This window comes from Streptomyces sp. CB01373, assembly GCF_002803075.1.
In the GTDB taxonomy this organism is placed as follows: domain Bacteria; phylum Actinomycetota; class Actinomycetes; order Streptomycetales; family Streptomycetaceae; genus Streptomyces.
In genome coordinates, this window is the sequence record NZ_NNBK01000006.1 from 120,172 (window position 1) to 141,611 (window position 21,440).

18 protein-coding genes are annotated in these 21,440 nt (G+C 69.4%); 11 read left to right on the forward strand and 7 right to left on the reverse strand.

Annotation, left to right across the window (positions count from 1 at the left end; all coding sequences use genetic code 11):
• Positions 1-53 precede the first annotated feature (53 nt).
• The 3 genes from fmdA to CG719_RS37515 are packed head-to-tail and all read right to left on the reverse strand — an operon-like array spanning position 54 to position 2,285.
• Positions 54-1,304 carry a formamidase gene (gene fmdA / locus CG719_RS11050; protein WP_100568386.1) on the reverse strand — a complete coding sequence of 417 codons (1,251 nt, stop codon included), beginning with the start codon at positions 1,302-1,304 and terminating at the stop codon, positions 54-56.
• Positions 1,305-1,313: 9 nt separating this feature from the next.
• Positions 1,314-1,967 (reverse strand): AmiS/UreI family transporter, encoded by a 654-nt coding sequence (locus CG719_RS11055; protein WP_100568387.1) that lies wholly within the window; start codon positions 1,965-1,967, stop codon positions 1,314-1,316.
• Between the two features lie 39 nt (positions 1,968-2,006).
• Positions 2,007-2,285, reverse strand: coding sequence for an FmdB family zinc ribbon protein (locus tag CG719_RS37515; RefSeq protein WP_100568388.1), 279 nt, complete (start codon positions 2,283-2,285; stop codon positions 2,007-2,009).
• Between the two features lie 394 nt (positions 2,286-2,679).
• Here CG719_RS37515 and CG719_RS11065 point away from each other — a divergent pair, with 394 nt between their 5' ends.
• Positions 2,680-3,102 carry a hypothetical protein gene (locus CG719_RS11065; protein ID WP_100568582.1) on the forward strand — a complete coding sequence of 141 codons (423 nt, stop codon included), beginning with the start codon at positions 2,680-2,682 and terminating at the stop codon, positions 3,100-3,102.
• Between the two features lie 136 nt (positions 3,103-3,238).
• Here the strand turns inward: CG719_RS11065 and CG719_RS11070 are convergent, their stop codons facing one another.
• On the reverse strand, positions 3,239-4,135 hold the full coding sequence (locus tag CG719_RS11070; RefSeq protein ID WP_100568389.1) for a YIP1 family protein: 897 nt from the start codon (positions 4,133-4,135) through the stop codon (positions 3,239-3,241).
• A gap of 249 nt (positions 4,136-4,384) precedes the next feature.
• Between CG719_RS11070 and CG719_RS11075 the strand changes: the two genes are divergently transcribed.
• The gene (locus CG719_RS11075) at positions 4,385-4,729 is read left to right on the forward strand and encodes an antibiotic biosynthesis monooxygenase family protein (protein WP_100568583.1); all 345 of its coding nucleotides are present in this window, start codon (positions 4,385-4,387) and stop codon (positions 4,727-4,729) included.
• Between the two features lie 123 nt (positions 4,730-4,852).
• Here CG719_RS11075 and CG719_RS11080 read toward each other — a convergent pair whose 3' ends face one another.
• A complete protein-coding gene (locus CG719_RS11080) occupies positions 4,853-7,156 on the reverse strand; it encodes a (Fe-S)-binding protein (protein ID WP_100568390.1) in 2,304 nt (767 codons plus the stop codon).
• Positions 7,157-7,381: 225 nt separating this feature from the next.
• On the opposite strand from CG719_RS11080, the gene CG719_RS11085 reads away from it, so the two are divergent.
• From CG719_RS11085 to CG719_RS11115, 7 genes are all read left to right on the forward strand, one after another.
• Complete coding sequence (locus CG719_RS11085; protein ID WP_100568391.1) at positions 7,382-8,821, forward strand: MraY family glycosyltransferase; 1,440 nt, start codon at positions 7,382-7,384, stop codon at positions 8,819-8,821.
• Positions 8,822-8,915: 94 nt separating this feature from the next.
• A complete protein-coding gene (gene dnaK, locus CG719_RS11090) occupies positions 8,916-10,778 on the forward strand; it encodes a molecular chaperone DnaK (protein ID WP_100568392.1) in 1,863 nt (620 codons plus the stop codon).
• Complete coding sequence (gene grpE / locus CG719_RS11095) at positions 10,775-11,458, forward strand: nucleotide exchange factor GrpE (protein ID WP_100568393.1); 684 nt, start codon at positions 10,775-10,777, stop codon at positions 11,456-11,458. Before dnaK ends, grpE begins: the two co-directional genes overlap by 4 nt.
• Before the next feature lie 39 nt (positions 11,459-11,497).
• A complete protein-coding gene (gene dnaJ, locus CG719_RS11100) occupies positions 11,498-12,676 on the forward strand; it encodes a molecular chaperone DnaJ (RefSeq protein ID WP_100568394.1) in 1,179 nt (392 codons plus the stop codon).
• Between the two features lie 5 nt (positions 12,677-12,681).
• Entirely contained in the window at positions 12,682-13,131 is a 450-nt protein-coding gene (locus CG719_RS11105) for a heat shock protein transcriptional repressor HspR (protein WP_100568395.1), read from the forward strand.
• Between the two features lie 269 nt (positions 13,132-13,400).
• On the forward strand, positions 13,401-14,513 hold the full coding sequence (locus CG719_RS11110; protein ID WP_100568396.1) for a sugar ABC transporter substrate-binding protein: 1,113 nt from the start codon (positions 13,401-13,403) through the stop codon (positions 14,511-14,513).
• 196 nt (positions 14,514-14,709) lie between these two features.
• The gene (locus CG719_RS11115) at positions 14,710-15,753 is read left to right on the forward strand and encodes a helix-turn-helix transcriptional regulator (RefSeq protein ID WP_100568397.1); all 1,044 of its coding nucleotides are present in this window, start codon (positions 14,710-14,712) and stop codon (positions 15,751-15,753) included.
• Here CG719_RS11115 and CG719_RS11120 read toward each other — a convergent pair.
• Together CG719_RS11120 and CG719_RS11125 are read right to left on the reverse strand one after the other, a co-directional pair.
• Positions 15,716-16,705 carry a LuxR family transcriptional regulator gene (locus CG719_RS11120; RefSeq protein WP_100568398.1) on the reverse strand — a complete coding sequence of 330 codons (990 nt, stop codon included), beginning with the start codon at positions 16,703-16,705 and terminating at the stop codon, positions 15,716-15,718. The genes CG719_RS11115 and CG719_RS11120 overlap by 38 nt on opposite strands.
• Positions 16,706-16,723: 18 nt before the next feature.
• A complete protein-coding gene (locus CG719_RS11125; RefSeq protein WP_100568399.1) occupies positions 16,724-17,737 on the reverse strand; it encodes a helix-turn-helix transcriptional regulator in 1,014 nt (337 codons plus the stop codon).
• A gap of 298 nt (positions 17,738-18,035) precedes the next feature.
• Here CG719_RS11125 and CG719_RS11135 point away from each other — a divergent pair, with 298 nt between their 5' ends.
• Together CG719_RS11135 and clpB are read left to right on the forward strand one after the other, a co-directional pair.
• Positions 18,036-18,371 (forward strand): hypothetical protein, encoded by a 336-nt coding sequence (locus CG719_RS11135; RefSeq protein WP_100568401.1) that lies wholly within the window; start codon positions 18,036-18,038, stop codon positions 18,369-18,371.
• Between the two features lie 328 nt (positions 18,372-18,699).
• Complete coding sequence (gene clpB / locus CG719_RS11140; protein ID WP_100568402.1) at positions 18,700-21,297, forward strand: ATP-dependent chaperone ClpB; 2,598 nt, start codon at positions 18,700-18,702, stop codon at positions 21,295-21,297.
• The last annotated feature ends 143 nt before the right edge of the window (positions 21,298-21,440 follow it).

Sequence of the window (21,440 nt, forward strand, 5' to 3'; positions counted from 1 at the left end):
CGTCGTACGGCCCCGCGGCAGGCGCTGCGGGGCCGTACCTGTGCGTGGTCGGGTCAGGCGCTGGTCAGCGCGGCCTGGCCGCGGTCGGCCTTGACCGGGCCGGCGGCGGACGGCCGGACGTCGAAGTCGAACATGGCGGTGGGGACGTACAGCGAGCAGCAGGCGTTGGGGATGTCCACGATGCCGCTGATGCGTCCCTCTATGGGCGCGGAGCCGAGCAGCAGGTAGGCCTGCTCTCCGCTGTAGCCGAACCTCTTGAAGTACTCGACGGCGTTGAGGCATGCCCGCCGGTAGGCCAGCGTGGCGTCCATGTAGAAGTTGGTGTCCGTGTCGTGGTCGACGGAGACACCGATGAAACTGATGAACTCCGTGTAGCGCGGCTCGACGTTGCCGGGCATGAACACCGGGTTGGTGGTGATGCCGTACTTCTCCATGCCGCCCTTGATCAGTTCGACATGGAAGTCGATGTAGCCGCCCATCTCGATGGCGCCGCAGAAGCTGATCTCTCCGTCGCCCTGGCTGAAGTGCAGGTCGCCCGCGGAGAGCTTGGCGTCCTTGACGTACACGGGGAAGAAGGCCCGCGAGCCGCGGGTCATGTTCTTGATGTCCTGGTTGCCGCCGTTCTCACGGGCCGGCACCGTACGTGCCCCTTCCTGGGCGATGCGGGTGGCGACGTCCCCCGTGGCCGTGCCGGCGAGCGCGTGGGTGGCGTCCGGAGGTACGGCGAGGGGCGGGACCCGGTTCGGGTCGGTGTCGATCAGCGCCTTCTCGCGCCTGTTCCAGCGGGCGAGCATCTCGGGGGACGGAGCTGTTCCGAACAGACCGGGGTGGGTGATTCCGGTGTAGCGGATGCCGGGCAGGTGGCGGGAGACCGCCTGCTGGCCGTGGAAGTTCCAGATGGCCTTGTACGAGTCCGGGAAGTAGTCGGTCAGGAAGCCTCCGCCGTTGGTCTTGGCGAAGATGCCGGTGTAGCCCCAGCCCTGGCCCGCCGCGTCGCCGCGCTGCTGCGGCACGGGACCGAGGTCGAGGATGTCGACGACGAGCAGATCGCCGGGTTCGGCGCCCTCCACGCCTATCGGCCCGCTGAGCATGTGAGGGACGGTCAGGTCGATGTCGCGCACGTCGTTGGCGGAGTCGTTGTCACCGATCTGGCAGTCGGTCCAGTCGCGGCACTCCATCCGGAACTCCGCTCCCGGCTTCACCATGGCGGCGTTGGGGATGTCGGGGTGCCACCTGTTGTGTCCAGGAACGGCCTGCTCACGCATCGACTTGCTCTGGTCCACATTGAAGAGATTTTCGGGCATGACAACTCCTCACTTCTGATCCGGTGACGTTGGAGCACCCGCGCTGCTGGCCGGTGGAGCGGCTCGGGTCGGCTGGGGCGTTCCACGGGTGAGTGGCCACAGCCCCACGAACATCAGCACGCCGAACACTCCCAGGGCGATGGCGGTCTCGGTCGGGTGCTTCCAGTAGCCGGAGAGCAGCAGCGCCGCGGGAATGGCACCGGTGATCCAGCCCTCGATCGCGGTGATCCAGCCCGTATACGCCCTGAGATGCTCCATCTTGAGGCCGAGCAGCAGGAAGAACAGGAACCAGAGCAAGGCCCAGTAGAGCCAGATGACCCCGAAGGGGGCGTCGTTCAAGAGGTGGAAATTGGCGTACGAGTATCCCAGTGCGGCAATTGCCACAAACAATGAGTAATAGCCGACCCCGGTGGTGTCGAGATTGGCGAGCAGGCCGATACCCACATACAGGTAGGTGAATCCGAACAAGTAGAGACCGGATGCCGCCAGAATCTTCTTGGGGTCGTCGCCGGCGGTGAAAATGAGGTAGGTCGGCGTCAGTACCTGCAGTGTGCCTACGAACAGGTTGAGTATTGCACCTGCCCGGGCTTCGACCTTGCCGAGGAGCAGCAGCCCGTTCATGAAGAGCACTGCGCCGACAAAGAGGAGTCCAGTATTTCCCACCGCGACGCACCTCCCGACTCCGCTTGGGGGTGGAGACAGTCAGGGCCGCGGCAGCCGCGAGAGCGCGGGGTGCGGTCGCCGCTCCGGCCTTGCGCGCAGCGGCACTTCAGAAACCACTGCCGGGGCCTCGCGGGCCTGCTCCTCCCGTTCGCGGAGGGCGGCGGACGCACTCGAGGTCGTCTTCAGGCCGGGCGCCGAGTACAAGCGCCTCGCAGCGTCCGCACAAGAAGGGCAGCCATACGTATTGGGTGCCGTTCCGATCGTCAATTTCACATCGAAGGGGCCGCAATGGTCGCACAGATATTCGTAAGTGGCCATTATCGCTCCGGAAATTGGCTCGACGCTCACGAACCCGAGCGTGCGGCGCGCTGGAAAAGCGTGTGCCGCAACTGTTTCCTCTCTTCAAGGAGACGTCTCGTCAATGGGCGTGTCAAGTCGGGGAGGGGTCGTCCGCCCTCCCCCATGCTCCGGCCGCCCGTGAGGTGCGCAACAGCGCAATGATCGTGCGGCCGTGTTGATCATTCAGGTGCCGCGGGGAACCAGTGGAAGATCACCGCGAGGGGCGGAGTGAGGCGACTCACTCCGGATTTTGCTGGACGGCCGCGACCGACACCTTTAGTTTCGGTAAATAGATTGATTTCCCTTATGCGGAGGCACAGGCGCCGCGCATACTGTCTCGCAGAAAGCCAAGGAGGGCGGATCGGTGAGCAACATGGACGCCGTATGGGTACGAGGCGTGAACGGCATTCAGTTGCATCACGTGACCGACCTGCAGGACGCCGGCAGGTTTCTGGGCAACGCGGCGATGGCCCTGCGGGCCGCACACGTGAGGACCGGCACCGACCAGTACGCCGGCCTCGCCGCCGAGCTGAAGAGCCTGGTGGAGCGAGTGCGAGAGCTGGAGGACCACGCACGCTCGGGCATGCACGAGCTGCACTCCACCGACCCCGAGCGGTTCGCCCGCTGCCGGGACGGTCACGAGCCGTGGCCCGGCGAGATCCCGGCGGGGTTCATACCGCGCCACACCTGCAAGGACGAGTGCCTCTACCACGACCGCGGCGTCGTCGAAGCCGTCATGCAGTGCACCTGCGGGCAGCCGCCGTGCCGGGCCTGCGAGATCGGCGGCAAGCTCTGACGAGCGAAGACCGGCGAAAGCCGGCGAGGACTCGCGAAGACCGGAGAAGACTCGCGAGGACGACCTGAGACGAGCAAGGGGCCCGGCGCATCGCCGGGCCCCTTGTGTGCTGGTGGGCCGCTGGAACGCCGGAGCGTCAGAACGTGCCGAGCTTCACGATCGACAGCAGTGCGATCAGCTGGATCGCCGAGGCGCCCAGGGCCTTGGGCCAGGGCAGGTCGTGGGAGCGGCTGACCATGAGGGTCAGCAGCGCGCCGCACGCGATCCAGGTGGCCCAGCCGAGCAGCTGGACGAAGCCCGCGTCGCCGCCGAGGAACATCGCGACGAGCAGACGCGGAGCGTCCGTCACCGACATGATCAGCATGGACAGGCCGACCGTGGGCTGCCAGGCCCCGTCGCCGCCGAGCTGGCGGGCCAGGGTGTGGGTGACCACACCGAGGACGAAGGCGCTGAGCACCAGCGCCACGGCGGTGATCAGGACGATCGGGATCGCGTTGGTGAGGGTGGCGTTGATGGCCTCCTCGCGGGCGCCGTCGAAGCCGAAGACCGCGAGCAGCCCGTAGAGGAACGTCACGATGAGGGCGGGGCCCCACATCGCGTAGTCGCGCATCTGGAGGAAGGTCTGGTTGGGGGACAGGACTATGCCCCGCAGCAGGTCGGTCCAGTGCAGCCGGGGACCGATCGGACCGGCCGGCGCCGAGCCCGCGCGGTAGGTCCCGCTCTCGTTGTACGGGTCCTCGCCGACCGCGAAGGCCTGGGTGTGGCCGGGGTTGTCGGCCGCGTACGGATCGGGGCCGCCCTGCGGGTGGCCGCCGCCGAAGTACTCCGGCTCGCCGTAGCCACCGCCGTCGGCCCGGGGCCACTGGGCGCCCCCGCCTCCGTACGGCGGCCGCTGCTGCGGGTACGGCCGCTGCGCCGGGGGATAGCCGTACGAGGGGGCCTGGGGTGCCTGCTGCCCGTACGGAGGTCGTTGGGTCCGCGCCTGCGGGGCCCGGTCGTTCCGGCCGCCGCGTCCGCTCCTGAATCCAGCCACGTCATCGAACGTACCCGAGCCCGCCGAATCCCGTGCGGGAGCGGGTGTTCCGGCAGGGCTTTGGGTCCGAGCTGTGACATCCCCTAAGGGGCGTTCCGGGCGTTTCTCAGGGGTGTCCACGGGATGCTCGGAGACGGCTCACGGGCGGTCCGAGGCGCCGGGCGGAGCTTCCGGTTCGCCTCCCTGTACGCCTCCCGGATCACGGAGGCGCTGAGTGGCGGCCCGGGGGCCACCGGGCAGGATGGGACCATGAGCGTAGTCAAGATCAACGTACTGACCGTGCCAGCCGAGCAGCGCGAGACGCTGGAGAAGCGGTTCGCCTCCCGGGCGCACGCGGTCGAGAACTCCGACGGGTTCGAATGGTTCGAGCTCCTGCGCCCTGTCGAGGGCACCGACACCTATCTCGTCTACACGCGCTGGCGTGACGAGGAGTCGTTCCAGGCCTGGATGGAGGGGCCGATGAAGTCCGCGCACCAGGGCACCGGCACCGGCACCGGCGCGGGTGACGGAGAGGAGCGGCCGAAGCCCGCGGCCAGCGGTTCCACCCTGTGGTCCTTCGAGGTCGTGCAGCAGGCCGCGCCCAAGAACGCGTAGCGCTCCCGGAGACCGCTCGCGGGAGACCGCTCCTGGAAACACGGCGACGCCCCCGTGCCCATACGGACACGGGGGCGTCGGACGCTGGACGACCATGCCGCCCGGTCGTGCGCCGGCTGCCGCCTACTTCACCGGCTCGGGCTCCGGCTCGGTCTCGTCGGCCGCGTCGCCCGCCGGGTCGACCGGCGTCCTGACGGAGTCCAGCAGAAGCTGGGCGACGTCCACGACCTGGACGGACTCCTTGGCCTTGCCGTCGTTTTTCTTGCCGTTGACCGAGTCCGTGAGCATGACCAGGCAGAACGGGCAGGCCGTCGAGACGATGTCCGGGTTCAGCGAAAGAGCCTCGTCGACGCGCTCGTCGTTGATGCGCTTGCCGATCCGCTCCTCCATCCACATCCGGGCACCGCCGGCGCCGCAGCAGAAGCCGCGCTCCTTGTGGCGGTGCATCTCCTCGTTCCTGAGGCCCGGGACCTTGCCGATGATCTCGCGCGGAGGCGTGTAGATCTTGTTGTGGCGGCCCAGGTAGCAGGGGTCGTGGTAGGTGATGATGCCCTCGACCGGGGTGACCGGGACCAGCCTGCCCTCGTCCACCAGGTGCTGGAGGAGCTGGGTGTGGTGGATGACCTCGTAGTCGCCGCCGAGCTGGGGGTACTCGTTGCCGAGCGTGTTGAGGCAGTGCGGGCAGGTGGCGACGATCTTCTTCGCCGACTTCGGCTTCCTGGACTCGGGCGTGACGTTGCCCTCGTCGTCCGTCTCCTCGCCGAAGGCCATGTTCAGCGTGGCGACGTTCTCCACGCCGAGTTCCTGGAACAGGGGCTCGTTGCCCAGGCGGCGTGCGGAGTCACCGGTGCACTTCTCGTCGCCGCCCATGATCGCGAACTTCACGCCCGCGATGTGCAGCAGCTCCGCGAAGGCCTTGGTGGTCTTCTTGGCGCGGTCCTCCAGGGCGCCGGCGCAGCCGACCCAGTACAGGTACTCGACCTCGGAGAGGTCCTCGATGTCCTTGCCGACGACCGGGACCTCGAAGTCGACCTCCTTGGTCCACTCCAGGCGCTGCTTCTTGGCCAGGCCCCAGGGGTTGCCCTTCTTCTCCAGGTTCTTGAGCATCGTGCCCGCCTCGGACGGGAACGCGGACTCGATCATGACCTGGTAGCGGCGCATGTCGACGATGTGGTCGACGTGCTCGATGTCGACCGGGCACTGCTCGACGCAGGCGCCGCAGGTGGTGCAGGACCACAGCACGTCCGGGTCGATGACGCCGCCCGCGAAGGCGCTGTCGGCGCCGGCCTCCAGTGTTCCGATCAGCGGGCGCTCGGCCTCCGCGAGCGCGGACGCCGGGACGTCCTTCAGCTGCTCCTCGGACGCCTTCTCCTCGCCCTCCATCGTCTTGCCGCCGCCGGCCAGCAGATACGGCGCCTTCGCGTGCGCGTGGTCGCGCAGCGACATGATCAGCAGCTTGGGGGAGAGCGGCTTGCCGGTGTTCCAGGCCGGGCACTGCGACTGGCAGCGGCCGCACTCGGTGCAGGTGGAGAAGTCCAGCAGGCCCTTCCAGGAGAACTGCTCGACCTGGGAGACGCCGAAGACGTCGTCCTCGCCGGGGTCGGTGAAGTCGATCGGCTTGCCGCCGGAGGTCATCGGCTGAAGGGCGCCGAGGGCCGTACCGCCGGTGGCCTCGCGCTTGAACCAGATGTTCGGGAAGGCCAGGAAGCGGTGCCAGGCCACGCCCATGTTGGTGTTCAGGGAGACCACGATCATCCACACGAAGGACGTGCCGATCTTGATCATCGCGGTCAGGTAGACCAGGTTCTGCAGGGTGCCGGCCGACAGGCCCTTGAAGGCGAGCACCAGCGGGTACGAGGCGAAGTACCCGGCCTCGTAGTGCCCCACGTGGTGGAGCGCGCCCTCAAGACCGCGCAGGACGTAGATCGCGAGGCCGATGGTGAGGATGACGTACTCGACGAAGTACGCCTGGCCGGCCTTGGAACCGGCGAAGCGGGACTTGCGGCCGGGCCGGGACGGCAGGCTCAGCAGCCGGATCGCCATGAGCACGGCGATGCCGAGGACGGTCATCACGCCGATGAACTCGATGTACATCTCGAACGGCAGGAAGTCGCCGATGACCGGCAGCGTCCAGTCGGCCCGGAACAACTGGCCGAACGCCTGCGCGAGGGTGGGCGGCAGCGTCAGGAAGCCGATGGCCACGAACCAGTGGGCGACGCCCACGATGCCCCAGCGGTTCATCCGGGTGTGGCCGAGGAACTCCCGCACCAGGGTCACGCTGCGCTGGTAGGGGTTGTCGCTGCGGGTGCCGGCGGGTACGGGCTGGCCGAGCTTGAAGTACCGGACGAACTGGCCGATGGCACGGGCGAGCAGCGCGACGCCGACCACGGTCAGGACCAGCGACACGATGATCGCGGCGAGTTGCATGGGGGCTCCTGATGCGGCCTCGAAATTACTGATCGGTAACTTATGTAGTCCGTTTGAGACTACCCCCATCTTCTGACGCGATGCAGCCGGGCGCGGGGTGATCTGGGTCGCTGGAAGCCCTCGTGGGGGCCGTCCGGGGGTACGGGAGGCCCGCCCGGGGATCCGGTAGCGCGCCGTTCGTGTTATTCGCACCCGATCGCCCCATATACCCCTAATTTAAGAACCGTGCTATACGGGATCGCCACCGCCATCACCGCTCTCCTCCTCGCCGCCCTGCTCTCGGCGCTGCTCCGAGTGCTCGCGCTTCGGCTTGGCCTCGTCGACCGCAGGAGGCGGGCACGCCCCTTGCCGCTGCTCGGCGGCCTGGCCGTGGTGCTCAGCACCTGCCTGGTCGCCGCGGCCGGCAGCTGGACGGGTACCGCCCCGCTGGGCGACGGGGTGGGCAGGCTGCTCGCCGCGGGCGCCGCGGTCGCCCTGCTCGGGACCGCCGCGGACGTGTGGCGGCTGAAGACACCGTTCCTGTTCGTCGGCACGGCCCTCGCGGCGGCCTGCGTGGTGCCGTACGACGAGACCGGGCCCGTGGCCGGGATCGCAGCCGTCGTCTGGATCGCCTGTGTGGCCGCCGCCTTCCGGGGGCTCGATCACGCGGACGGCCTCGCGGGCACGGTGGGGGTGCTCACCGCGTTCGGGGTGGGTGCGTGCGCGGCGGCCGAGGTGATGGACGACCTCGCGGTGCTGCTGAGCGTGCTGGCCGCCGCCCTCACCGGGTTCCTGATGCACAACTGGCATCCGGCGCGGGTCGCCTTCGGATCCGGCGGCTCGCTGTTCACCGGCTTCGTGCTCGCCTCCACCGCCCTGCTCACCCGGACCGGGTACGACACGGTCTCCACCGTGGCGGTGCTGTTCGCGCTCACCGCCACGGCGAGCGCCGACGCCGTCCTGGTCCTGGTGTCACGGAAGCTGGCGGGGCGTCCGCTGCTGCGCCGAGGCCCGGACCACCTCGCGCACCGGCTGCGCCGGCTCGGGCCGACCCCGCCGGGCGCGACCGTCCTGCTCGGTCTCGGCACCTTCGCCGCGGTCCTGGTCGGGGTGCTGGTCCATACGGGCTGGGTCGGGCCGAAGGCGGTGGCGTGGGTGGCCGGGGCGGCCATGGTGGCCGTCCTCGGGCTGCTGCGGGTGCCCGCGTACGCGCCGCGGCGCCCGACCGAACCCGGCAACGCCCGTGCGCAGTCCCCGCTCCCGGGTACGCGCACCCAGTCCCGGCTGCCCGGCACGCGGGAGCAGTCCCGGCCTCCCGGGACCCGGGGGCAGACCCGGGTGCCCGGCACCCGCGGGCGCCCCGAGGAGCGCACGGCCCGGGGCCTTCCCGCCGGGGGTGCCCCGCGCGCGCGTGCGGAGGCGTCCGGTGGCGGGGCACCGCCACGCGCGCGTGCCGGCGCTTCCGGCGCCCGCCCCCGCGGCGAGCCCTTCTGGGGCATCCTCCGCGCCCAGGGGCAGTCCGCCGCGGGAGCCCCGCGCGGCCGGATTCCGTACGACGCGGAGGCCGGCGGACTCGGCGTATCCGGGGTGCAGACGCCTCGTCGTCAACTTGAATACCCGCCTCCTCCGCCCAGGCAATCCACATCGCCGCAGGTCAGGGCGCCCTTGCGTATAAGGGATGGATAAGTCTTGAGTCGATGCGGCTCAGGTCTGTTGACCCGGCGGTGAGCCTCGGGCACACTTGAGTCCGTTCCACTCAAGTCAGCTGGAGGAAATCACCATGGCACGTGCGGTCGGCATCGACCTGGGCACAACCAACTCGGTCGTCAGCGTTCTGGAGGGCGGCGAGCCCACCGTCATCACCAACGCCGAGGGCGCCAGGACCACGCCGTCCGTCGTCGCCTTCGCCAAGAACGGCGAGGTGCTGGTCGGTGAGGTGGCCAAGCGCCAGGCGGTGACCAACGTCGACAGGACCATCCGGTCGGTCAAGCGCCACATGGGCACCGACTGGAAGATCAACCTCGACGGCAAGGACTTCAACCCGCAGCAGATGAGCGCCTTCGTGCTGCAGAAGCTGAAGCGGGACGCGGAGGCGTACCTGGGCGAGAAGGTGACCGACGCGGTCATCACCGTCCCGGCGTACTTCAACGACGCCGAGCGCCAGGCCACCAAGGAGGCCGGCGAGATCGCCGGTCTGAACGTGCTGCGCATCGTCAACGAGCCGACGGCCGCCGCCCTGGCGTACGGCCTCGACAAGGACGAGCAGATGATCCTCGTCTTCGACCTCGGCGGCGGTACGTTCGACGTCTCGCTGCTGGAGATCGGCGACGGCGTCGTCGAGGTGAAGGCCACCAACGGTGACAACCACCTCGGTGGTGACGACTGGGACCAGCGGGTCGTCGACTACCTGGTCAAGCAGTTCCAGTCCGGCCACGGCGTGGACCTGTCCAAGGACAAGATGGCCCTCCAGCGTCTGCGTGAGGCGGCGGAGAAGGCCAAGATCGAGCTGTCCTCGTCCACCGAGACCTCGATCAACCTGCCCTACATCACGGCGTCCGCCGAGGGCCCGCTGCACCTGGACGAGAAGCTCACCCGCGCCCAGTTCCAGCAGCTGACGGCCGATCTGCTGGAGCGCTGCAAGACGCCGTTCCACAACGTGATCAAGGACGCCGGCGTCTCCGTCAGCGACATCGACCACGTCGTGCTCGTCGGTGGTTCCACCCGTATGCCCGCGGTCGCCGAGCTCGTCAAGGAGCTGACCGGCGGCAAGGAGGCCAACAAGGGCGTGAACCCGGACGAGGTCGTCGCCATCGGCGCCTCGCTCCAGGCCGGTGTCCTCAAGGGCGAGGTCAAGGACGTCCTGCTGCTCGACGTCACCCCGCTGTCCCTCGGCATCGAGACCAAGGGCGGCATCATGACCAAGCTGATCGAGCGCAACACCACGATCCCGACCAAGCGCTCCGAGATCTTCACCACGGCCGAGGACAACCAGCCGTCGGTGCAGATCCAGGTCTACCAGGGCGAGCGCGAGATCGCCGCGTACAACAAGAAGCTCGGAATGTTCGAGCTGACCGGTCTGCCGCCGGCGCCGCGCGGTGTCCCGCAGATCGAGGTGTCCTTCGACATCGACGCCAACGGCATCATGCACGTCACGGCGAAGGACCTCGGCACCGGCAAGGAGCAGAAGATGACCGTCACCGGCGGCTCCTCGCTGCCGAAGGACGAGGTCGACCGCATGCGCGAGGAGGCCGAGCGCTACGCGGAGGAGGACCACAAGCGCCGCGAGGCCGCCGAGGTCCGCAACCAGGGCGAGCAGCTCGTCTACCAGACCGAGAAGTTCCTCAAGGACAACGAGGACAAGGTCCCCGGCGAGATCAAGACCGAGGTCGAGGCCGCCGTCGCCGAGCTGAAGGAACAGCTCAAGGGCGAGGCCGCCGGAGGCGACAACACGGCCGAGATCCGTACCGCCACGGAGAAGGTCGCCGCCGTCTCCCAGAAGCTCGGCCAGGCCATGTACGCCGACGCGCAGGCCGCGCAGGCCGCGGGCGGTGCCGGTGACGCCGGTGCGGGCCAGGCCAGGGCCGACGACGACGTCGTGGACGCCGAGATCGTCGACGACGAACGCAAGGACGGTGCGGCGTGACGGAGGAGACCCCCGGCTTCGAGGAGCATCAGCCGCAGCCTCCACCGCAGTCCGACGCCGCCTCCGGCACCCCCGACGACGCCGCGCAGGCCGCCGCCCAGGACAAGGGCGCGGCCCCGGCCGGTGAAGCGGACCAGTCGGCCGCGCTGACGGCGCAGCTCGACCAGGTGCGCACGGCGCTCGGCGAGCGCACGGCGGATCTGCAGCGGCTCCAGGCCGAGTACCAGAACTACCGGCGCCGGGTCGACCGGGACCGGATCGCGGTACGGGAGGTCGCTGTCGCGAACATCCTGTCCGAGCTCCTGCCCGTGCTCGACGACATCGGCCGCGCGCGGGACCACGGCGAACTGGTGGGCGGTTTCAAGTCCGTCGCCGAGTCGCTGGAGACCGTGGTGGCCAAGCTCGGCCTGCAGCAGTTCGGCAAGGAGGGCGAGTCCTTCGACCCGACGATCCACGAAGCCCTGATGCACTCCTACGCACCGGACGTCACCGAGACGACGTGCGTGGCGGTTCTGCAGCCGGGGTATCGGATCGGCGAGCGCACCATCCGCCCCGCGCGGGTGGCGGTGGCCGAGCCCCAGCCCGGCGCGCAGACGGTCAAGCCGGCCGAGGAGTCCGGCGAGGCCCCGGCCGCCGAGCAGGGCGAGGACAAGGAGAACGGTGGCCCGGAGGAGGGCTGACGCAATAGCGGACGACGCACGAGAGGAGGGACGTCGGGGATGAGCACCAAGGACTTCATCGAGAAGGACTACTACAAGGTCCTCGGCGTCCCCAAGGACGCCACCGAGGCCGAGATCAAGAAGGCGTACCGGAAGCTCGCCCGCGAGTTCCACCCGGACGCCAACAAGGGCAACGCCAAGGCCGAGGAGCGCTTCAAGGAGATCTCCGAGGCGAACGACGTGCTCGGCGACGCCAAGAAGCGCAAGGAGTACGACGAGGCCCGCACCCTGTTCGGCAACGGCGGCTTCCGCCCCGGACCGGGTGCCGGCGGCGGCTCCTTCAACTTCGACCTGGGCGACCTCTTCGGAGGCGCCCAGGGCGGCGGCGGCGGGAGCGGCGGCTTCGGCGGCGGAATCGGTGACGTCTTCGGGGGCCTGTTCAACCGGGGCGGGGCGGGCACCACGCGCACCCAGCCCCGGCGCGGCCAGGACATCGAGTCCGAGGTCACGCTGAGCTTCACCGAGGCCATCGAGGGCGCGACGGTGCCGCTGCGCATGTCCAGCCAGCAGCCGTGCAAGGCCTGTTCGGGCACCGGCGACAAGAACGGCACCCCGCGGGTGTGCCCGACCTGCGTCGGCACCGGACAGGTGGCGCGCGGCTCGGGCGGCGGGTTCTCCCTGACGGACCCGTGCCCGGACTGCAAGGGCCGCGGGCTCACCGCGGAGAACCCCTGCGAGGTCTGCATGGGCTCCGGGCGGGCCAAGTCGTCCCGGACGATGCAGGTCCGCATCCCGGCCGGGGTCAGCGACGGCCAGCGCATCCGCCTGCGCGGCAAGGGCGCCCCGGGCGAGCGCGGTGGACCCGCGGGCGACCTGTACGTGGTGGTGCACGTCGGGGAGCACCCGGTCTTCGGCCGGCGGGGCGACAACCTCACCGTCACCGTGCCGGTCACGTTCGCCGAGGCGGCCCTCGGCGGCGAGGTCCGCGTGCCCACCCTTGGCGGTCAGCCGGTGACCCTGAAGCTGCCCCCGGGCACCCCGAACGGGCGTACGATGCGGGCCCGTGGCAAGGGCGCGGTCCGCAAGGACGGCACCCACGGCGACCTTCTGGTCACCGTGGAGGTGAGTGTTCCGAAGGACCTGTCGGGGAAGGCTCGTGACGCGCTTCAGGCGTATCGCGAGGCCACTGCGGGCGAGGACCCGAGGGCCGAGCTGTTCGAGGCCGCGAAGGGAGCATGAGTGAGATGGACGGCCGCCGCCGCAACCCGTACGAACTGACGGAAGACACACCGGTGTACGTCATCTCCGTGGCCGCGCAGCTGTCCGGACTGCACCCGCAGACACTCCGTCAGTACGACCGGCTGGGACTGGTGTCCCCCGACCGCACCGCCGGCCGTGGGCGCCGCTACTCGGCCCGCGACATCGAACTGCTCCGCCAGGTGCAGCAGTTGTCGCAGGACGAGGGCATCAACCTGGCCGGAATCAAGCGCATCATCGAACTGGAGAACCAAGTCGCGGCGCTCCAGTCCCGGGTCGCGGAGCTCCAGGCGGCGCTGGACGGCGCGGCGGCGGCGATGCGGCAGCGCGAGGCCGCCGTCCACGCCTCCTACCGCCGGGACCTGGTTCCCTATCAGGAGGTCCAGCAGACCAGCGCGTTGGTGGTGTGGCGGCCCAAGCGCCAACAGCCGGACTGACACGCACCCGCTCGACGACGACGAGGGGCCGGGAGGCCGTAAAGCCTCCCGGCCCCTCGTCGTGTCTTGCGCGTGCGCTGCCCGTAAAGGGGGTTTGGAGGTGATTCCGCAAGGCTCCGCAAAGCCTTCACAGCTGCAGCGGAGCGTTACGTTGCTATCTCGTTAAGTGGTTCCGCTTGACGCCGACGGTCGCCTCCGCGTTGGCTTTTCAGTCACCTGGGTCGCAATGCTGCGCCCTCGTCCGGAAGGCACCAGAAGTGAGCACCTTGATGCGTCGTATCGCCATAGCCGTGGCCGCGCCCACGCTGACCTTCTCGCTCGCCGCCTGCGGGTCGCTCAGCGGGTCGGAGAGCGGCAGCGACGCGAGCCCGACCAGGGGCAACGACCTGACGGTGGGTCTGCTGCTGCCGGAGACGGCCAACACCCGTTACGAGAAGTTCGACTACCCCATCATCAAGGAGAAGGTCGCCGCCCTGACCGGGAAGCAGGGCAAGGTCGAGTACGCCAACGCGGACGCGGACGCGAGCCGGCAGGCCGGCCAGATGCAGCGAATGATCGACAACAAGGTCGACGTCATCCTGCTCGACGCCGTCGACTCGCACGCCATCGCCGACATGGTGCAGAAAGCCAAGGACGCGGGCATCCCGGTCATCGCCTACGACCGGCTCGCCGAGGGCCCGATCGACGCGTACATCTCCTTCGACAACGAACTGGTGGGGGAGGTGCAGGGCCGCTCCCTGATCGAGGCGCTGGGCCCCAAGGCCGGCACCTCCGACAAGATCGTCATGATCAACGGCTCGCCCACCGACCCGAACGCCAAGCAGTTCAAGGAGGGTGCGCTCTCCCAGCTCGGCGGGAAGGTCACGATCGCCAAGTCCTACGACACCAAGGACTGGAAGCCGGAGAACGCCCAGGCGAACATGGCCCAGGCGCTCGCCTCGCTCGGCAAGGACAACATCGCCGCCGTCTACTCCGCCAACGACGGCATGGCGGCCGGCGTCATCAAGGCCTTCAAGGACGCGGGCGTCACCGATCTGCCGGTCATCACCGGTCAGGACGCCGAACTCGACGCCGTGCAGCGGATCGTGGCCGGCGAGCAGTACATGAGCGTGTACAAGCCCTATCCGACGGAGGCCGAGACCGCCGCCCAGATGGCGGTCGCCAGGGTCCAGGGCAAGGACATCCAGTTCGACTCCCTCACCAGGGACCGGGTCAGCAGCCCCACCCACCACGACATCCCGGCCCAGTTGGTCTCCGTGGTGGCCCTGACCCAGAAGAACATCAAGAGCACGGTCGTCGAGGACAAGATCTACAAGGTGGAGGACATCTGCACCCCGAAGTACCAGGCGTCCTGCACGGCGCTCGGTCTCGTGCTGCAGTAACTGCCCGTCGGAAGCGGCGCGTTCGGGTCCGACAGCAGGCGCGATCACGCCGCGATCCGCCGGACACCGGCCCGTACACACCGGTCGAAACCGCTGGTTTTCGAGGATCGCGCCGACAGGAGCCGTGTTGCACAGCCGGTCCGCTCCGCGCATAGTTGCGCTGCGGAAGACGCGGAGACCGGGGGTGTGATGGGGCATGACCGGGCACGGGACGGCGGAGCATCCACACGGTGCCGACCGACTGTGCGAGGCCGGAGAGCACGTGTACGCCCGGGCCGTACGACGGGGTCGGGTGCCGCGCCGGATCGCAGAGCCGGTGCCCTGCCTGCTCGAACTCGCCCTGCTGCACCCTGACCCCGACGACATGGGCTTCCTGGTGCCGACCGCGCCGCAGGAGGTCATGACCCGGCTGCTGCGTGGGATGTACGACGAGGTCAGTGAGAGCCACCGGCGGGTGAGCTCGGTGGTGGCCGCCGTCGAGCGGTACGGCGGGCTCGGCCGCCAGGCACGGGTGCCCTCCGCGGCCATGGAGGGCACGGCGATCCGGGTCCTGGACGGCCTGTCCCGCATCCAGGCGGCCATGGACGAGGCGACCGAGGCGTGCACCACCGAGGTGCTCACCGTCCAGCCGGGCGGCATCCGCCGCGAGCACGAACTGTCCGAGGGGCTGCACCGGGCGCTGGCGCTGCGCGGGCGCGGGGTGCGCATGCGGGACCTGTACACCCATGTGGCCCGGCACGGCCAGGGGCTGCTCAACTACCTGGAACTGCTGGGGGACGCGGTCGAGGCGCGCACGCTGGACGAGGTGATCGACCGGCTGATCCTCTTCGACCGCACGGTCGCCTTCGTGCCCGCCAACGCCGACTGCACGATGGCGCTGGAACTGCGCCATCCCGCGCTGGTGGAGTACCTGGGGACGGTCTTCGAGCGGCTCTGGCGGCTGGCGATCCCGCTGACCGCGCCGCTGCCCGACACGGGCATCGAGGGCATCTCCCACCGCGAGCAGTCCATCGCGGCGCTGCTGGCCGAGGGCCACCAGGACGCGGTGATCGCCGAGCGGCTGGGCATCAGCGTCCGCACCTGCCGGGCCCACATCGCCCGGCTGTCCGAGACGCTGGGCGCGGCCAGCCGTACGCAGTTGGGCGTGCGGATCGCCCAGGCGGGGCTCGACGGGCCGCCGCGCGCCGCGGGCGTGGGCCCGTTCACGGTTCCGGGTCCAGAAGTCCCGACCGTCCGATGAGGTAGCCCAACTGGGCGCGGCTGCCGCTGCCGAGGGTGGCGGCGAGCTTGGCGATGTGCTCACGGGCGGTGCGTACGTTCATGCCGAGGCGGTCGGCGATGACGGCGTCGGTGTGCCCCTCGACGAGGAGGGCGGCGATGGCGCGCTGGCGGCGGGTGACGCCTCCGGCGGACGGTTGATGGACGATCAGCGGGTACATGGGCGTGGCCAGGCGCCAGAAACGGTCGAAGGCGGTGGCGAAGTAGCCGACCAGGGCAGGGTGGCGGACCGCGAGAGCGAGAGTGCCGTCCGCGTTGGCGGGGACGAAGGCGACGCTGCGGTCGACGACGATGAGCCGGTCGGTGACTTCGTCGAGGGAGCGGGCTTCGACATCACCGGTGAGTTTCTCGTGGTAGGCGGGTATCGCGGGGACATGGCGCAGAGTGTGCTGGTAGAGGGTGCGAATACGCCCGCCGCGGTCCAGCAGCGCTTGATCGCGGTCCAGCGCCACTCCATGTGCCTCCTCGCCCCTTGGGCCGAGGAGGCCGGAGTGCGGCTGTACGCACAGGACTTCCTCGCTCGCTTCGGCCATGGCCTCGGTGATGGCCTGGTTGATCCGCGGTGTACCGCTGAGGATCACGAGCGCCGAGGTGTCCGGCTTCCCGGTGCGCCGGCCGTCGATGCGCATCAGCGGCTCGAAGGTCCGGGCCAGCCGATCCTCACGCCGTCGCTCCTCCGCGATGCGCTCCTCGGCGGCGCGCAGTAGTCGGTGGAGGGCGGTGGCGGGCGCCACGGGCTCCAGCCGGTCGAGATCCTCGACCGCCGGGTGCAGCAGACCGAAGTCGATGAGACAGGGGGCTCCGTCCGCCTCCCCCGCACGTACCCATCCGCTCCGCAGGGCGCGTTCGTACAACTCCGTGCCCGCTGGGCACAGGTCCTCCGGGCCGTGCTCCGGATGACGTGTCGGGCCCACCCGGTCCTCCCTGTGGCTTCAGTGTTTCTGCTGCAGAATCCCCGACTGGGCAATGAGATAACCGAGTTGTGCGCGGCTGCCGCTGCCGAGGATGGCGGCGAGCTTGGCGATGTGGGCCCGGCAGGTACGGACGTTCATTCCGAGGCGGCGGGCTATGGCCTCGTCGACGTGGCCCTCGATGAGGAGCTTGGCTATGGAGTGCTGGATGTCGTTGATGCCGCCGGGCGCGGTCTCGTAGGGGGCGCCCGCGCTCAGGGGGACCGAGCGGCCCCACATGAACTCGAAGACTCTGATGAGGTAACGGACGAGGCCCGGGTGGCGGAGTTCCAGAGCGACTTGCTGATCGTCGCGGGCGGGGATGAAGGCGACGGTCTCGTCGCACACGATGAGCCGTTCCACCACCTCGTCGATGGTGCGGTACTCGGCCTTCCCCGTCGACAACTGGTCCACGTAGGCCAGCTTCTCGGGGCTGTAGCGCGCGGTGTGCTGATAGAGGGTCCGGATGCGCACGCCGCGCTCGATCAGAGGCCGGTCCCGCTCGAGGCCCTGGGTGAGGCTGCGCTCGGAGAAGCGGTCGTCGCTCGGCTGGATGGTGAGCATCTCGGTGTGGCACTGGGCCGTGGCCGCGTTGAGCGCGGCGTTGATCCGCGCGCCTCCCTCCAGCACCGTGATGGAGTGGTCGGTCGTCGCCGACTGCGCGCTGAGCGCGAGGAACGGCTCAAAGAGCTCCGCTAGTTGGATGGACAGCCGTCGGCGGTCCGTGATCTCCCGCTCGATCGGATGGAGCCGCTCGGCCAGCGCGACCGACGGGTGTACCGGGCACAGCCAGTCCGTGTCGTCCGGATCCGGGTGGAGAAGGTCGAACTCCACGAGGCAGGGGGCGCTTTCGGCATCCGCCCGGCGGATCCTCCCCAGGCGGAGGGCGTTCGCGTAAAGTCGGCCACCTTCCTCACAAAGTTCGGTCACCGCATGGGGATGCGTCGCCTTAGTCTGATTTGCCACGAAATCTCCACCCCCCAGGGTCCTGAACATGCAGGAACATGATGCATCGATCCTGTGGCCATGACGTGCTGGAATGAGCCATCGTCTTATCCGACGGGGGAAAAGGAGACTTTCAAGTGAGGACGAAGCCGACTATGCGTAAGAGAATGCTTCGCTCGGTGCTTGTGGCCGCCTTCTCCGCCGTTGCGGTCTTCGGGGCGATGGGTGGTCACTCCGGTGCGAAGAGCGACGATCGGGCGGACAGCCACTGGCCGGCAGTCGTGATCGCGGGTCCTGCCGACTCGCACTGGCCGGGCTCTCCGGCGGCAGTTGATTCTGGAGAGCTGATGTGACCACTCCACCCGACGACCGGTCCTTCCGCCGCGAGATGGCCACGGCCTACCGCTCCGGTTGGCACTTCATCGACCTGGTCACCGCCATCCCCCACAGCGGTGACTCGCTGATGGTGACCGTCTTCGGTGAACCGGTCGTCGTGACGAGGGACGACGACGGTGACGTACGGGCGTACCGGTGTCTGCGGCGGCCTCGGGGGGCGCCGCAGCCCGTACGGTGTGCCGTCCGTTACGGAATGATCTTCGTCAACCTGGACCAGAGGGACCACCGTCAGGTGCCGGCACCGCCCTCGGTCCTCAGAGCCATCTCCGCCACCCCCCGCAGTGCCTGACGCGATTCCCCCGTCGTAACAGATCGCTCAGGTGCTTCCCCCCGCAGCGGCGTCACCGTGACCTGAACACGGTGACGCCGCTGTTGTTTTCCCGGAAACCTCCGGGTATCAGCGGATTCGATCGCTGGCCGAAAATAGCCATCGCTCCACGGATCGCCGCTCCGTCTCCGCCTCCGCCTGCCCTGCGGGCGCCTCTTCCTCCCTCTTCCTGTCCCGGGAAAGCTCCCGGCGTCACCTTGAGTGGAATAGACTCAAGTTTGTGTACGCTGATTGAGTCAGCACTGGGAGATGTGGCAGAGAGCGCTCGTCAAGGAGGAGAGAAGCGACCGTGGACGCCGAGCTGACCAACAGGAGCCGTGACGCGATCAACGCGGCCGGCAACCGGGCCGTACGGGAGGGGCACCCCGACCTGACCCCCGCCCACCTGCTCCTCGCGCTGCTCGAGGGGCAGGAGAACGAGAACATCATCGACCTGCTGTCGGCCGTCGAGGCCGACCAGGCCTCCATCCGCTCCGGCGCGGAGCGCGTGCTCGCGTCCCTGCCCAGCGTGACCGGCTCCACGGTCGCGCCGCCGCAGCCCAACCGCGAGCTGCTCGCCGTGATCGCGGACGCGCAGAGCAGGGCGGCCGACCTCGGGGACGAGTACCTGTCCACCGAGCACCTGCTGATCGGCACCGCCGCGAAGGGCGGCGCGGCCGGCGAGGTGCTCTCCGGACAGGGCGCGAGCGCCAGGAAACTGCAAGACGCCTTCTCGAAGGCGAGGGGAGGACGCCGGGTGACCACACCCGACCCCGAGGGCCAGTACAAGGCCCTGGAGAAGTTCGGCACGGACTTCACCGCCGCGGCGCGCGAGGGCCGCCTCGACCCGGTGATCGGCCGGGACCAGGAGATCCGCCGCGTCGTGCAGGTGCTGTCGCGCCGCACCAAGAACAACCCGGTCCTCATCGGTGAGCCCGGCGTCGGCAAGACCGCCGTCGTCGAGGGGCTCGCCCAGCGGATCGTCAAGGGCGACGTGCCTGAGTCCCTGAAGGACAAGCGGCTGGTGGCGCTGGACCTCGGGGCGATGGTCGCGGGCGCGAAGTACCGCGGCGAGTTCGAGGAGCGGCTCAAGACCGTCCTGGCGGAGATCAAGAACTCCGACGGCCGGATCATCACCTTCATCGACGAGCTGCACACCGTCGTCGGCACGGGCGCCGGCGGCGACTCCGCGATGGACGCCGGCAACATGCTCAAGCCCATGCTGGCCCGCGGCGAGCTGCGCATGGTCGGCGCCACGACGCTCGACGAGTACCGGGAGCGGATCGAGAAGGACCCGGCGCTGGAGCGGCGCTTCCAGCAGGTGCTGGTCGCCGAGCCCAGCGTGGAGGACTCCATCGCCATCCTGCGCGGGCTCAAGGGCCGCTACGAGGCCCACCACAAGGTGCAGATCAACGACTCCGCGCTGGTGGCCGCCGCGACCCTGTCCGACCGGTACATCACCTCCCGGTTCCTGCCCGACAAGGCGATCGACCTCGTCGACGAGGCCGCCTCCCGGCTGCGCATGGAGATCGACTCCTCCCCGGTGGAGATCGACGAACTCCAGCGCGGTGTCGACCGGTTGCGCATGGAGGAGCTGGCGCTCGACAAGGAGACCGACGCGGCCTCGCGCGAGCGGCTGGAGAAGCTGCGCCGCGACCTCGCCGACAAGGAGGAGGAGCTGCGCGGCCTGACGGCCCGCTGGGAGAAGGAGAAGCAGGCCCTCAACCGGGTCGGTGAGCTGAAGGAACGGCTGGACGACCTGCGCGGCCAGGCCGAACGCGCCCAGCGCGACGGCGACTTCGACACCGCCTCCAAGCTGCTGTACGGCGAGATCCCGGACCTGGAGAAGGAGTTGGAGGCCGCCTCGCAGGCCGAGGAGGAGGCCTCCAAGGACACCATGGTCAAGGAGGAGGTCGGCCCCGACGACATCGCCGACGTGGTCGCCTCCTGGACCGGGATCCCGGCCGGCCGCCTGCTGGAGGGCGAGACGCAGAAGCTGCTGCGCATGGAGGAGGAGATCGGCCGGCGGCTCATCGGCCAGTCCGAGGCCGTGCGCGCCGTCTCCGACGCCGTACGCCGCAGCCGGGCCGGCATCGCGGACCCGGACCGGCCGACGGGCTCGTTCCTCTTCCTCGGCCCGACCGGCGTCGGCAAGACCGAACTGGCCAAGGCGCTCGCCGACTTCCTCTTCGACGACGAGCGGGCCATGGTCCGCATCGACATGTCGGAGTACGGCGAGAAGCACAGCGTGGCCCGGCTGGTCGGCGCCCCGCCCGGCTACGTCGGCTACGAGGAGGGCGGCCAGCTCACCGAGGCGGTGCGCCGCCGCCCGTACAGCGTGGTGCTGCTCGACGAGGTGGAGAAGGCCCACCCGGAGGTCTTCGACATCCTGCTGCAGGTGCTGGACGACGGCCGCCTCACGGACGGCCAGGGCCGCACGGTCGACTTCCGCAACACCATCCTGGTGCTGACCTCGAACCTGGGCAGCCAGTACCTGGTCGACCCGCTGACGAGCGAGGAGGAGAAGAAGGAGCAGGTCCTGGAGACGGTCCGCATCTCCTTCAAGCCGGAGTTCCTCAACCGCCTGGACGACCTGGTGGTCTTCTCGGCGCTGTCGAAGGAGGAACTGAGCCGGATCGCCGGACTCCAGATCGACCGGCTCGCCCGCCGCCTGTTGGAGCGCCGCCTGACCCTGGACGTCACCCCCGACGCCCTGGCCTGGCTCGCCGAGGAGGGCATGGACCCGGCCTACGGTGCCCGCCCGCTGCGCCGCCTGGTGCAGACCGCCATCGGCGACCGCCTCGCCAAGGAGATCCTCTCCGGCGAGATCAAGGACGGCGACACGGTCCGCGTGGACCGTTTCGGCGAGGGCCTGCTGGTGGGACCGACGACCGGCAAGACGCTGTAGCCCCGGCGCGGTCCGCCGCCACGGCGGGTGGCGGACCGCGTCACACCGTGAAGGCCCGGAACCGTGTCCGGGCCGGCGCGGGAAGTTCCGTGGGTCCTCCGCTCAGTGGGTACTCGGAGGCCGACAGGGCCGTCATGGCCTCC

Bases quoted from the DNA above. Each gene is read 5' to 3' on its own strand.
- CG719_RS11080 (WP_100568390.1), bottom strand. From the start codon at position 7,156: ATGCAACTCGCCGCGATCATCGTGTCGCTGGTCCTGACCGTGGTCGGC.
- CG719_RS11125 (WP_100568399.1), bottom strand. From the start codon at position 17,737: ATGTTCAGGACCCTGGGGGGTGGAGATTTCGTGGCAAATCAGACTAAG.
- CG719_RS11110 (WP_100568396.1), top strand. From the start codon at position 13,401: ATGCGTCGTATCGCCATAGCCGTGGCCGCGCCCACGCTGACCTTCTCG.
- CG719_RS11105 (WP_100568395.1), top strand. From the start codon at position 12,682: ATGGACGGCCGCCGCCGCAACCCGTACGAACTGACGGAAGACACACCG.
- CG719_RS37515 (WP_100568388.1), bottom strand. From the start codon at position 2,285: ATGGCCACTTACGAATATCTGTGCGACCATTGCGGCCCCTTCGATGTG.
- CG719_RS11115 (WP_100568397.1), top strand. From the start codon at position 14,710: ATGACCGGGCACGGGACGGCGGAGCATCCACACGGTGCCGACCGACTG.
- CG719_RS11065 (WP_100568582.1), top strand. From the start codon at position 2,680: ATGGACGCCGTATGGGTACGAGGCGTGAACGGCATTCAGTTGCATCAC.
- dnaK (WP_100568392.1), top strand. From the start codon at position 8,916: ATGGCACGTGCGGTCGGCATCGACCTGGGCACAACCAACTCGGTCGTC.
- dnaJ (WP_100568394.1), top strand. From the start codon at position 11,498: ATGAGCACCAAGGACTTCATCGAGAAGGACTACTACAAGGTCCTCGGC.
- fmdA (WP_100568386.1), bottom strand. From the start codon at position 1,304: ATGCCCGAAAATCTCTTCAATGTGGACCAGAGCAAGTCGATGCGTGAG.
- CG719_RS11075 (WP_100568583.1), top strand. From the start codon at position 4,385: ATGAGCGTAGTCAAGATCAACGTACTGACCGTGCCAGCCGAGCAGCGC.